Source organism: Bradyrhizobium yuanmingense (assembly GCF_900094575.1).
Taxonomy (GTDB): Bacteria; Pseudomonadota; Alphaproteobacteria; order Rhizobiales; family Xanthobacteraceae; genus Bradyrhizobium; species Bradyrhizobium yuanmingense.
Map to the genome: position 1 here is coordinate 470,322 of NZ_FMAE01000004.1, position 11,425 is coordinate 481,746.

Sequence of the window (11,425 nt, forward strand, 5' to 3'; positions counted from 1 at the left end):
AAGGCGGAAGCGGGGGGCAGCCTCGTTTGCGAGAATATTGACTTGCCTACGCCCAAAGCCAATTTGATGCTTCCAGCCACATCCGGACCGGATATTCACCGCCCAATCTGGTGGGCGGCGTTAAGCAGATCGTCGAAGGTTCCGGGCATAACGTGGCGGTAGGTCTTGCGGATGGTTGCCACGGACACGCCGCAGTAGAGGCTGACCTTCTCGATATCGACGCCCTGGTCCAGGTACCACGTGATTGCTGTGTGGCGCAGGGTGTGGCGGAGGACCTTCTGTTGCTTGTCCTCGGTCGCCAAGCCAGCACGCTCGACCACGCTCTCCCAGCCCTCCCGGATCGTCACGACGGGCTTGCCGTTGAACTCGATAACGGCGCGCTGCGAGATGCCCAACCGCTGCCAGCGCCGCATATGGGCCAGCAGGCGGGGCGGGATGGGGACGGTGGGCTGCCTCTTGGACGTCTCTTTCTTGTCGTCGGGCTTCCGCCTGAAGATGCCCTTCTCCAGGTCAACATAGCCGCGCCCGATCGTCGGAATCGTCGCGGCCCCGCAGATGTCGCCATTGCGGGAGCCGGTATAGAGGCCGACCAGGATGTACCGGGCGATGTGGCGCGAGGTGTGGCGTCCCTTGCTCCCCGGTAGCTTCGTTTCCTTCCGTCCGCGCCACGCTGCCCAAAGCAACTTGGCAGCCTCGGATCGCGTCAGCCATCGGACACGGGACTCGGGAGCGTCGGGCAGGACCGGGCTGAACTGGGTGACGACGCCGCCAACCTTGTGCTTGAAGTACCGGTTGATGGCAGCTGCAAGAAACTTCAGATCGCGATAGGCCGCGACTGGGGCATGCTCTCCGGTGTCCACATTCGTCCGGACGCCCTCGACCATCTTGATGACGTGGCGCGTCCGCTCAGCCGCGTAGCGCTCCTGTAACTCGCCATTGAGGTCACCGACGACACGATGGCCGAACCAGTTGCCCATGTTCTGGCAGACGGCGATCAGTTCTTTCTTCCTGTGGCCGTCCAGGTTCGGCTTCGCAGCAATTCGCGTCATCTCGACCGCGAGGATGTCGGCTATCTTCACCTCATTCGGACTACCTGACCGGATCGCCTTGGCGGGGTCGTGCTTGGCGAGGATATACTCTGCAAGCTTTGCCTCAGCCTGTTCGCGGTCGCATTCATCGCATCGAGTGCTGATGTTTTTGGCGCCGTCCCGAATGATCCACTTTGGGGTGCGGCCGGCTCCGGTCTGGAGTTCAAGTCGGGGGCCTTTGCTACGACGCGGCATGATGCTCGAAATTCCTCAATTGCTTCCAGGGTGACGAAGTACTTACCCGATATGAACTCATGGGTGATCTTGCCTGCAACGACGAGTCTCCTCAGGGCCGATACTGACATCGAGCCATCCGGAAAAGCTAGTCGTGCGGCCACATCCAATCGTAGGGGCGTGTTCGCGGTGATGATGCCCACATCGGAGTTGATCGGCGTGTATGTCGGAAGGTCTTTGGACATCTCATTCACCAAACGTCTCCCTAAGTGCAAAGTTTTGAACTAGGGCCCGAACAGCTCGCCGGAGAAATTCGGATCGGCTGACACGCATGTGCAGCCGCGCGGCGTCGAGATCAGCAAGCAGATCACGCGGCATGTGAAATCCGACATAGGGTCGTTCGGTGTCGGGATTGTAGGGCATTCCCACTGTGTTCTCTCCATAAAAAAGCCCCGGCGGGTGCCGAGGCTTCGTCAGGTTCAGCTTTTGCGATTGGTTTCAGGAGCTAGTTGGCGGCCTCCATCACTTCGAAATTGGGCCGGTGCTTGATTGCGGCGTCCCCATCGTCCTGTTCCTTTTTGCTCGGAGGCATCGCAATGAAATACCCAGCCTCGACGAGTCGCCTCAGCGCGGTCCGGACCTTGGTCACGCTGAAGCCTGTCCGGATACTGATCTGCTGCTTCGAGAGGTTGGCGTAGCGGTGCACGGGACCGCATGCAGCAAGTAGCACCTTGGCAACCTCGCGATCTGATTCCTTGATCGCTGGATTGTTCGCGATGACCTCCATTAGTGCCTGCGATGGGCCGGTCAGAGAACCGAAGATGCCGGTCCCGACTAGGCTGCGTAGATTGTCTGCTGCGGCGTCGGCGAAGGCTGCGGCCTCTCCATCGTCGATCTTCGAGAGCAATCGGAGGAGATTCCAGATTTCTTGTTCGGTCGGATGCATCAGTGAGCACCGACTGCATCAAGATCAACTTCGCCCTGGTCGAGCATCCAAGGCGGCGGCGCGGCAGCATCTGCCAGAGCTGACCACACCCCGTCGATCGCGTTGTAAATCCGACGTAGGTCCGCAGAGAACATCATGAAGGCCTTCGGCTCGTTCGGATCGAACGCGACGTAACGGCCGTCATCGAGTGTGGAGATGAGGTAATTCCTGTAGGTAATCCGCATTTTTAGCCCCTGGTGATGAGATCAAATAACTTGATCCCGCCGTTACCTTGATCTGATTTGTAACCAGCATCAAGTCATTGTTTTCGTTTGCATATTTGCATTTGCGTGCATTCATGCGCACCGTGCTTCAAATCGCGCTGCAATCAGCAGGTTACGCCCTGGTTTGCATTTTCCCGGTAGAATCCCGGACCTGATACAGGTCCGGGATCGTTGTGCTGGCTCAGGTGTATTCCGACGCGGTGTCGTGGGTTCGCCAGTTCATCTGCTCGTCGATGCGGCGCTGGACCAGCGTTGCCAGTGCTTCCGGATCGTGCGAGTTGCCATTGATGTGGATTGCAACGGGACCGCCGCTCGAACGGATGTCTCCGGCTCCAACACCCGGGGTGACCGAGGACCGCGTGGGAACGTTCTGGATCGCGCTCGCCGGAGGCACCTGAGAGGTGATGCCTTGCGGCACGTTGACACCAACGCCAGAGTTGCCGCGGCGGACCATCAGGTTCTTGTCGGCATCGATCCAGTGCTCGCGCACCGAGTCGTTGTCGTTACCGGCAAGCATCTTGACCTGAAGACGTCCGTTGTTCATCCGAGTCTCGCCAGTCGCAAGACCGACGTGGCCACCCGTCTGCATGTAGCTCTTGCCGCCGGTCTGGAGCAGCACGTCATTGCGCGACACGGACGAGGGGTCAACCGCGCTGCCCCATCGCTGGAAGCTGTTGGCGACCGCGCTGCCCGTACCCTTGCCACCAGCGCTTTCCAGCGCCTTGTTGACGAAGCGAGCGCACCAAGCGTTCGACTTGCCACGAACATCACCGCCCAGCGCTGCTGCCAGCATCTTGGTGTCGGTGTACTCGTTCATCCCCTTAAACTTGCTTGCCCATCCGAGAGCGTCGCCAGTGCCAGCAGAGTCGGAGCCGCCGCCCATCTCGCCCATAAACTTCTGGACGCCAGGAAGCCAGGAGGCATTCAAACCCTTGGGGTCGTTCTTGGCACCAAGAGGAGCGTAAGTGTCGCGCATCTTGGCGAGGTCACCGCCGGCCGCGTTGAAGTTCTTCGCGACCGCGAGCGCCGTCCTGTCGATGCCGGAGTCGAGATCGCCGAACTGCATCAAGCCATTGCGACCCGTTAGGCCACCGGGATTGTTGCCCCGCATATGCTGCCCGCGACCTGTCTCCTGCGCCATGACTGACGCAAGCAGTGCGGGGCTTACCCCTGCTCTCCGGGCAGAGGCAATGATCTGGTCGTACTTTCGGGCCATCGGCGTCCCGGCAAAAGTCCTCTCGAACGCGCTCCTGTTGAGCGAGCTGGGAATGCCACCCGGACCGACTCCACCGAACGACGGGATTTTGTCACGTCGGATGATGCTTCCGAGGTTCGCGTCGGCCGAGAAGAACGACCCGGGCTGACTCCTCAGCATGTCCGGGACGTTTCCAATCAGGCCTGAGCCGAGTCCGCCGCCGCTGCGTCCGAGACCTCTGCCGGCCCCACCCAGAGCCGCATACTGCAACCCACCACCAAGACTGCTGTTGATGAACGCGGCGCGCTCGACCTTGCCCGTGAACTTGTTCAGCTCGTCTGACAGATCACTGGTGCGACGACGACCAGAGAAGTCGGTCGGGCCCTCATAGCTGGACTTTTTGTATAGCTCTTTTCTGTGTTCGCGCTGGCGGGCACGCCAGTCGCTAGTGGACTCGCCGGGGCGCTTGATGTTGGCATCGGGCACACCGTAATTCTGGTAACGAGTGGCGAACATACTCAGCAATGCGACCGCGGCAGGCATCCCTGCGATGAACGCGAGCGCGTTTCCAAGTCCCGTTAGTCCGACAGTGACCGCTGCCAGAACCGAGATGAGTGGCGACAATGCCGCCAAGGCGACGGTCAGTCCGGTCAGTTGCGCGACCAGGTTGCCCATCGCGCGTGCATCAGCCGGATTTTTGCCTGCCAGGAATCCCAATCCGGAGAAGGCGGTCTTCAGTCCGTTGGCGAACTCGCGAATGCCCTCCGCAAAACCGCGACCGAACTCTCGCCACTTCGCGACGGTCCCGGCATCGAAGTTGTCGGCCATGGATTTGACGACTTCGCCCCAGTCCTTCAGCCCGAAGCCCTCGCGGGCACCATCAACCAGCGCCGCAAAATGTTCGCGGATCGAGTCGAAGTTGAAGCTGTCCGCTAGGCTGATGACGGATTCCGAGATTTGGTCAAACCAAGTTTCAAGACCAGCGCCAACCTTCTCCCAGACGAGACCGAGCGCCGCGCTGATAGTCGCCCATCGACCCTGCATCGATCGAATTTTCTGCAACGCGGTCTTGTCGAGGAAGCCGGGCTTGCTCTCGATATCCCGTACAACGTCCCTCAGCTTGTCGCGACCAAGGACCAGGGTCAAAAGTTCGTCCATCCACTCGCGACCGCCGATCTGGTTTGCGACCTTCGTTCGCAGACGCTCCGGCATCTTCGCGAGGTTGTCGAGGATCTGCTGGATAGCCTCCATCGGCCGTTCGCGCATGGTCTTGGCCATGCCGCTGCGGCCACCGAAACCAAGGGCGTTAGCGGCAGAGTTCAAGTCGGAGGCCTGTTGGCCCCTGGCAGAATCTGCGCCAGCGATCTGCGAGCTGAGGAAGCTGACAAACGTTCCCATTTTGTGGGGCTGCACGCCAAGCGAGATGCCGGTGGCGTCGATCGCGGCCAACTGCTCCGGGGTCATCTTCGTCGTGGCGAGCGCGGACAAGCTCCGGCGCATGGCCTCGATGATCTCATTTCCATCGGCGGCGGTGGCGTTGTTTGCGACCGCGACCGCGTTCAGGATTTTGCTGAAGCGGCCAGTGTCCCACGGCATCTGAGTCGACAGACGACCTAGCAGCTTGCCGACTGCCTCCGGGTTGACGTCGAGGCCAGCTTGCGCCTTTAGGGCCAAGTCTGCAAACTCGCCTGCAAACTGCTTCGCGACACCGGCCTTCAGCCCTTCCACAGCCGTGTCGATGACCTTGCTGCTGCCAATGCCATACCTGATCCCGGCTTTGTCCGCGTAGTCACGCCGCAGCTTCCCGATCTCGCCCTTGTCCAGGTCACCGAACATCTGTGCCCGAACTTCCGCGGCTTGGACCTCCATACGTTTCCGGAGGGCGCTCGCTACGCCAGCGCCTGTGATGGCGGCACCAGCAGCGATGGTGCGGAGGTTCGGCGCAGGGAGACGGCCGACACTTCCACCGTATGACCGACCGGACCCGGCTCGACGTTCTGCGGCAGCGGTTCGGGACAACTGACGCTGATAGCTGGCCTCGAGTCGTTCAAGCGCGGCATGGGTCCGCCGTGCATCGTTGAGGCGCTGGGTGTTGGCTCGACTCCAATCGGCAGCGTAGGTGCGGGCGACAGACCTGCTAAGGTTCTCCATGCCCTTCATTTGTGCACTGGCGGCGCGGATGGTGCGATCGAAACCGGCCATCGACTTGAAGCCGGCGTCGCCGACCCCGGTGAAGGCACTGCTGATCCGCTTGGCGGCGACCTCGAATTTGCGAAGGTCGGCAAGCACGCTCTTCAGGACCGGAGACATTTCGTTGGTCGCGGTCAGGATTGCGCGGACGTTCAGATTCTCGGACATTCATGGATCTCTAGGTTTGGCGACGTAAATCGCCTTTTGGAAAGTGCGCTCATGCGGCGCTCGGAACGGTGACGCCCGATGCTTTCGGGGTGGGGGTCTTGCGGATGACCCTCCCGAAAGGCGTGGGGGTACATCTGAAGGCAGGGGGTCCTGAAACAGGTCCCTTTTGGCCGTGGCTGCGGAGAATGGGCCAGCCGCACCAGTGGCCTATTCGGAATAAAAGAAATGACTGTTGCCAGCCATCGCATGCTTGCCAGCCATCGAATGCTGAGAAGCTGTTCGATCAGGGGATGACGTGGCGATGGCGACAAGGTGTGTTGCTACGGCGGCCGACTCTTTGACCGATCGTGGTCAGGTCCAGTACAATGCCGGCAAGTCGATCAGTCGACCCGTGCGCTCCGCATCTGCGGGACCGTGCTCAACGCAACGATCTTCACCGCAAACACCTGCACAATGCCATGGCCATTCCCGTCATGGCACGAAGGATCATTGTCATGAGCACCAACCAACATGTGACGTTCACGGCCGCACGGCGCCGCTTCGAGCGTGCCCAGCCGCACCGCCGCATCAGCAAGCTGAGCCAAGCCGAGAGGCAAGGCATGGGCACTCCCTTCGCCCTGGTCGAAGGCAACACCATCGTGGACGCGGGCGGACTCAATGCAGTTCAGCGTTGGTGCCGTGACGCTGGCGTGTTGGGCCCGGTCGAGACGATCACCGTCTAGGACCAGGGCGGCGGGCTTGCGTTCGTCCCCGGTCCCGCCGCCACGTCCATGAACCGGTCCGGGTGTCCGTAGAGGTATGCCGTAACGGACATCCAAATCCGCCTGCAAAATGTGTCCGCTAGGGTTGACTTTTGTTTTCGGACATGGATTTATACGGACATCACATCAACGGACAGGCAGGGGGATTAAGACCATGGCAACGATCCTCTACGGACGAGTCTCGACCATCGAACAGACAAGCGACCACCAGCTTACCCAGGCGAGGGCGGCTGGCTTCAAGATCGATGATGCCGTGTTTGACAACGGCACCAGCGGCGTCAGCACTCGGCTCGTCGAGCGTCCCGAAGGTCGCCGACTATTCGACAAATTACGTGCCGGTGACGTGCTGGTCGTGCGCTGGGTTGACCGGTTGGGCCGGAACTATGACGACGTGGTCGGGACCATCCGCGAGTTCATGCAACGCGGCGTCATAATCAAGACCGTGATCAACAGCATGACCTTCGATGGGGCAACCAAAGACCCCATACAGAAGGCCGTCAGGGACGCCCTGATCGGCTTCATGGCCGCTACGGCTCAGGCGCAGGCTGAGGCCACGAAGGCCGCTCAGAGGGCGGGTATCGATCACGCGAAGGCAAACAGCCAAGGATATCGAGGCCGCAAGCCGAGCTATACCAGGGATCAATTCGCGACCGCGCGGGATATGCTGACCCAGAACGCTGCCATATCGCAGATTGCTAACGCCACGAAGCTGAGCCGGCAGACGATTTACCGGATCAAGGATGATCCCGCCGCTGCCGAGGCAGCACTTGCGACGTGGGGCGCATAGGAGCGCGGCCGGCCCCGCGTCACCGGAAGCTGACGCAATAGCTGGTGGCGCTGGTGAACGATCCAGCCGGACAGGAACGGCCCGGAAGCTTAACGAATGCCTGGGGCGAGTCCGCATGGAGCGCGATGCAGCACGGTCCCGACGCCCGATACCCGGTAGGACACACGGTGCCGGCTTTGGCGATCTGGTCGCGGCCGTTATCGGGTATGCAGTAGGCTCCAGGTCCAGCAAGGGCGGGAGGCGCAACGACGGCGAGAGCCATCGCGAGGGCGTGCAATTTCGCAAGTCTCAACATCAGCCTACGTCACGCCTCCCTATGCGAACGGCAGCCTCTGGAGAGAGCTGACCGCCGTCCGGACCTAGATGATCTTAGCCAGCCGCGAGGACACTGTCGCCTTGAAGCTCAGACAGCTTTGCGTCGATCCCGGCCTGTTCCGCAAGTGCGGCTTCCAACTCGGCCCGCAATGCGAAAACGTCAACCGACTCGAGCCGATCCCGTGCCTTCTCGACTCGCTGGTCAGCTTCAGACTTTCGTCGGCGGAGGTCGAATAGCTGAAGCCCGATGGCGCGTGCGGCTCTGACCCCGCCATCCACCTGCCGGCTTTCACGCTTGATCTGCGCGGTGATTTCTCGAAATCCATGTTTCATGCGTTCGTACTCTTACTCGCCAGCGCGACGGCTGGCCTCGATTTCTGCTATGTGTTTTGCGGTCTCTGAGTCTGCGGCATATCGAGCCCGAACCTCCTGCCAGTCGTCGGGCATGCGGGCTGGCTTTCGGCTGGCCTCGACCAACCGCCTCATGTGAGCGGTAAGCGTCTCCCCTGACCGGCGCTCTTCTGTAGCAGTTGTAGCCCTGTCGCCGGACACGGACACAGGTGTGAAAGCGGCTGGCATGGTGTTGCGCAGCGAGCGGACGAAATCGGCAGGAGAGATAGAACCGCGACCCGGCATGTTGATCAGGCCTTGGCTGGTCATGGTGGCGCCAGCGAGATCTATACCGGCTTGCATTACAGCATGCTGATCGGGCTGGTGACCCTGCCGACGCGCTTCAGCAACGATCAAGGATTCTAGATCGGCCATCAGGCGGCCTCTGCCTGGCGGGCGAGATACGAGATCAAAGCGCGCCGTACGACGGAGGATCGGTTCGGACTGGACGGATCGTCGATGGCTGCTGCGGCATCGATCTTGTCGAGGAGGATTTTCGGCAGCCGGAACGTGCCGTGCGTCATTGGTGAGCAGACCAATTCGTCCGCCCCGAACAGGGGTTTTTTCTTCATGGGAATCTCCAACAAAAAAGCCGCCTCGGTGATCCGGGCGGCTTGCGGTGCAGATATGATAAAGGCCCCACTCGGGGGCCTGGATAGTGGGCGGACTTGAATGTCAGCCCGGACTGCGTGTGTGAAAGTGCTAGCGTGCCTGAGAAGGTAACACGGGGGAGGGGGTCTTGTCAAGTGATAATTTCATCCGGGTTAAATTAACTGCCTGAAATGGCTTGCCTTTTATGGATGCGTGGGTTCTCGACCGACCTTGGAGTGGGCGAACAAGCTGGGGCAGCCGATCAACTCAACCGTCGAGAAGCTCGACAAAGGCGGCGTGTACGTCGAGGTCCGTTGATCAACCATAGCGAACGCTCCGCGCCAACATCGCGATCATTTGTTCGCACCGGGCCAGGCTACATCAAGGTCTACGATCACGACAATGACGCCTGGCCCGGTACTTCGTCGTCTGCGGCGCTTAGGACAGGCGACACGGCCACTACTTTCGTTCTTGCGACGGCCCCCGAGAAGCGGACCACGCCATCCGTAACGCCAGCAAGGCGGAGGTCGGAGGCATGCAGGAAGGTGACTACCGCGCCATCCTTACAACGCAAGCTCTGCTGGGCTGCGCTGCGGCGGGAGCGCGAAGAGGCTTGCGAACTCTCGTAACCCAGAAATGACCAGCAGGCTTGGGCGAGGGGCGTTGGCTTGAGCCCCCCGCTTAGTTGAAGGCACACTCGGCGCCGTAGATGGTCGATCCCCCTACGCCATCTTGCTTCAGCCGGGCCTCGGGTTTGGTGTCCAAGCGAGTATTTTGGCCATGACCTTATAGCAGCGCGGGTTCTCAAGTCGGCTTAGGCAGCACGGCTGTGAGATTGATCGTGTTGATCCCGCCATCGGCCTTGGGCCAAGAAAGCCGAGAGCTTTAGGTTCTTCCGATAGTCCTGCCCCTTCTGCGCCTCAGCGTACCGCAAGACCCCAGCTTCAACCTCAGAGTAACGGACCTTTCCCAGCAACTTCTTCAGCTCCGCTTGTATCAGCTTCGCTTCATCGTGCATGTTTCTAACGGGATATAACGGGTACACCATCTGGAGCCGAATGCATGCGCGAGCCGGCTTTGGCCAGTCGCCACAATCCTGCGTCCCGCGGTTGGCGCGATCTCGTTCTGCATCGCTGTTTAGCTGATCGGTTCGAGCCGGATCGTGGTTTGCTTGCTGCGAGTTGCGATCCGCAGCCGCGGCATTGTCGTTCGCTCCGGCGGCCGCAACCTCCGCCTTGCGCAGGAAGCGCTCCGGGATGTTCCAACCGTAAATTTCACCGTCATCGGTGTTCCTTGTTTCCGGATAGCACTGATCGACGAGTTGCGTGAGGAGGCTGGCAAGCGTCTTTCCGCACTGGCCTTTTCTCATGAAGTTGGTTTTCGCCTGCCTCTCGAAGTCGCGACCGTATGCGTCCAGGTACTGCTGGATCTCATCAAGGCTCCAGCCGAGCCGGCGGAGCTTCTTCAACTGTTGGATCGCACCCCGGCGTGAGCGTTCCTGACTGACCGGCTTGAAGTCGCCGAATGGTTCCAAGGGCGGTAGGTTCTTCTCAAGCGCTTCGACGCATGCGGATAGGTCCAGAATATCAGCCGGCGCGCTCGAAGAGCGGTCATCCTCTGCCAAATCTTGAATGCTTTCCGCGCGCCCGCCAGAGCGCGTGGCGCAAAGCGGGTTTAGATCACTGGGTTGGAGACCCTGAGATAGTAACCCTGAGTTTTGCTCGCTCGTTACTGAGCAGAGGTGTGCTCCCTGCTGAGCAGGGGTGTGCTCGTTACGGAGCGGGGGGCTGATCAGTACTGAGGAGGGCCCCCATTGTTCCTTGTTCAGCTTCCTGGTGTCTACAAACCAGACGCCACCCAACCAAGCAGCCTGATCCCAGCATGGGATGTACCTGTTGGCGATACACTCTTGGCCGACATACACGGGCTCAACTTTGAACCAATCGTACTGCTGCAGCACATCGGCTCCGCGCCGGACCGCCGAAATCGAACATCCAATCTGTTCCGCCATCGTCCTGTGCTTCAGGACTATCGTGCCGGTTTGGTTGTGACGATGCTTGAGTATGATCGCCGCAACCCGGAACGCCACCGACTGCTTGGCGAGAATGCGGTGGTCCATGGCGATTGCGTTCAAGAAATCTAGGCGATCTGTCGGCTCGATCTGTTCCTGGTGATTGTCGTTGGCGTGCTTGCTATTTCGGAATTTCTGTGACATCGTTCTTCTGCGTTTTGATTGATCTAACCCCGTAGCGTTGCGAGCGCTGCGGGGTTTTTACGTTGCATGCTGAGCGGCGACCGCGAGACCGAGCCGGCGGGGCGACCGTGAGCCAACGCTAGGGCTTTCGGTTCGACCTGGTTAGGCACTCCTCTGCGTCGTCATCTGCTCGACATAAGCCGCAAGGGCACGGCGGGCGAACTCGGCGCGGCTGATCCGCAGCGGCCACCGTGCATCGTCTACCAGGTCCAGCATCTCGCGCGTGACCGGCGCGTTGACCTGGTATTTGGCAAGTTCGTTGTATTCTGTCGTCACTTCTATCTCCGTTAGAGATCTGGGTTC

11 protein-coding genes are annotated in these 11,425 nt (G+C 60.4%); 2 read left to right on the forward strand and 9 right to left on the reverse strand.

The annotated features are described in order from the left end of the window. Positions 1-95 precede the first annotated feature (95 nt). The 5 genes from GA0061099_RS15750 to GA0061099_RS15775 all read right to left on the reverse strand — a co-directional run bounded on the left by GA0061099_RS15750 (position 96) and on the right by GA0061099_RS15775 (position 6,024). Positions 96-1,283 carry a site-specific integrase gene (locus tag GA0061099_RS15750; protein ID WP_083235114.1) on the reverse strand — a complete coding sequence of 396 codons (1,188 nt, stop codon included), beginning with the start codon at positions 1,281-1,283 and terminating at the stop codon, positions 96-98. Between the two features lie 225 nt (positions 1,284-1,508). Then, positions 1,509-1,685 (reverse strand): CopG family ribbon-helix-helix protein, encoded by a 177-nt coding sequence (locus tag GA0061099_RS43110; RefSeq protein ID WP_083235115.1) that lies wholly within the window; start codon positions 1,683-1,685, stop codon positions 1,509-1,511. Between the two features lie 82 nt (positions 1,686-1,767). Beyond that, on the reverse strand, positions 1,768-2,208 hold the full coding sequence (locus tag GA0061099_RS15765) for a helix-turn-helix domain-containing protein (protein ID WP_074447882.1): 441 nt from the start codon (positions 2,206-2,208) through the stop codon (positions 1,768-1,770). Continuing rightward, positions 2,208-2,432, reverse strand: a complete 225-nt coding sequence (locus GA0061099_RS15770) for a hypothetical protein (protein WP_074447883.1) — start codon at positions 2,430-2,432, stop codon at positions 2,208-2,210. Before GA0061099_RS15770 ends, GA0061099_RS15765 begins: the two co-directional genes overlap by 1 nt. A 220-nt stretch (positions 2,433-2,652) precedes the next feature. After that, complete coding sequence (locus tag GA0061099_RS15775) at positions 2,653-6,024, reverse strand: phage tail tape measure protein (RefSeq protein ID WP_074447884.1); 3,372 nt, start codon at positions 6,022-6,024, stop codon at positions 2,653-2,655. 458 nt (positions 6,025-6,482) lie between these two features. On the opposite strand from GA0061099_RS15775, the gene GA0061099_RS15780 reads away from it, so the two are divergent. Next, on the forward strand, positions 6,483-6,746 hold the full coding sequence (locus tag GA0061099_RS15780; protein WP_074447885.1) for a hypothetical protein: 264 nt from the start codon (positions 6,483-6,485) through the stop codon (positions 6,744-6,746). A gap of 193 nt (positions 6,747-6,939) precedes the next feature. After that, positions 6,940-7,572: a recombinase family protein gene (locus GA0061099_RS15785; RefSeq protein WP_074447886.1), complete on the forward strand. Its 633-nt coding sequence runs from the start codon at positions 6,940-6,942 to the stop codon at positions 7,570-7,572. 369 nt (positions 7,573-7,941) lie between these two features. Here the strand turns inward: GA0061099_RS15785 and GA0061099_RS15790 are convergent, their stop codons facing one another. The 4 genes from GA0061099_RS15790 to GA0061099_RS41155 form a co-directional block, all read right to left on the reverse strand. Next, positions 7,942-8,220 carry a hypothetical protein gene (locus tag GA0061099_RS15790; RefSeq protein WP_074447887.1) on the reverse strand — a complete coding sequence of 93 codons (279 nt, stop codon included), beginning with the start codon at positions 8,218-8,220 and terminating at the stop codon, positions 7,942-7,944. Between the two features lie 431 nt (positions 8,221-8,651). After that, positions 8,652-8,849: a ribbon-helix-helix domain-containing protein gene (locus tag GA0061099_RS40025; RefSeq protein ID WP_141697614.1), complete on the reverse strand. Its 198-nt coding sequence runs from the start codon at positions 8,847-8,849 to the stop codon at positions 8,652-8,654. Between the two features lie 833 nt (positions 8,850-9,682). Next, positions 9,683-11,083, reverse strand: coding sequence for a hypothetical protein (locus GA0061099_RS15800; protein WP_074447889.1), 1,401 nt, complete (start codon positions 11,081-11,083; stop codon positions 9,683-9,685). A gap of 141 nt (positions 11,084-11,224) precedes the next feature. Beyond that, on the reverse strand, positions 11,225-11,398 hold the full coding sequence (locus GA0061099_RS41155; RefSeq protein ID WP_158644879.1) for a hypothetical protein: 174 nt from the start codon (positions 11,396-11,398) through the stop codon (positions 11,225-11,227). Between the last annotated feature and the right edge of the window lie 27 nt (positions 11,399-11,425).